Genomic DNA, 1,135 nt, shown 5'->3' with positions numbered 1-1,135 from the left:
CACCGTCGCGCCCGCCAATCTGCTGGTCCAGCCGACGGCCGCGCAGTGGCTGCACATCCCGTCCTGGGAGTGGCACAAGGCCGGCGTGGGCCCGCAGCGGTCGGCAACCGTCATGCGGGCGCTGCGTTCGGCCGCCGCGCTGGAACGGCTCGCCGCCCTCCCCGCCGCGGAGGCGGCGGCCAAGCTGCAGACGCTGCCCGGAATCGGGGTCTGGACGGCGGCGGAGGTAGTGCAGCGCACGCACGGCTGCCCGGATTCGATCTCGGTCGGCGACTACCACCTTGCGGCCTACGTGGGCGCCGCCCTGACCGGCCGCCGGACAGACGACGCCGGCATGCTCAGGCTGCTGGCTCCATGGGCGGGGCACCGGCAGCGGGTGGTCCGGATGATCGGGCTGAGCGGCTTCCGGAAACCGACATTTGGCCCGCGCATGACCATCCAGGACCACCGCAGCCACTGACCTCCCTCTCGCTCAAAGCAACTCGGGGTCACCTCCGGCCCATCCGGGGCCCCTTTATGGGCTCGATATGACCCCGCGCTGGTGTGGCGGGTCATGAGGGCAGGAGTTTGCTTAGGCGCGGAGCCGGGCCCTCTTGATCCGGGTGATGACGCTGTCGAATCCCTCGGCAAGATCATCGGCGTTGACTTTGAAATACGCCCATCCGGCGCTGCGGAACGCTTCGTCTCGCCGGTTGTCCCGGGTCTGCTGTTCCCGCGTGAGGTGGTGGACGCCGTCGTACTGCATGGCGATCCCGTACCTCCGGTAGCCCATGTCTGCAGCCGGTGAGCGCGGGTCTTCCGGGTCGAGCCTCAATTGCAGCTCCGGCTCCGGCAGACGCGCATCCAACAGCGCCAGCCGCAGGAATGTCTCCGGGAAAGAGTCTGCTCCCACCCGCATCTCGTCCAGCGCAAGCCGCGCCTTCTCGACGCCCTTCATGTTGGGATGCTGGCGGATCAGCAACCGCAGGCCATCCTTGTAGGCGTAGGGCTCCGACCTCAGTTCGAGGCTGGGCCTGGGCTGTCGGATGAGCTGGTCTCCCATCGCGATGAGGTAGTTGAGCGGCAGGACTGCGGCCAGATCCAGCCAAGTGCGGGGCGGCGCCGTGACAGGGATGCCGTCGACGTCGGTCAGCTC

The 1,135-nt window shown here is 68.6% G+C and carries 2 pseudogenes; one reads left to right on the top strand and one right to left on the bottom strand.

Annotation, left to right across the window (positions count from 1 at the left end):
* Nucleotides 1-460, top strand: a pseudogene (locus LQV45_RS34615) (3-methyladenine DNA glycosylase); the annotation flags it as partial.
* Between the two features lie 111 nt (nucleotides 461-571).
* On the opposite strand, the pseudogene LQV45_RS34610 reads toward LQV45_RS34615, so the two are convergent.
* Nucleotides 572-1,135: pseudogene (locus LQV45_RS34610) on the bottom strand (endonuclease domain-containing protein); the annotation flags it as partial.

It is taken from the genome of Microbacterium sp. Bi128 (assembly GCF_918698205.1).
Note: the sequence above shows the minus strand (reverse complement) of the source record. Positions and strands in the feature narration are given on the sequence as shown.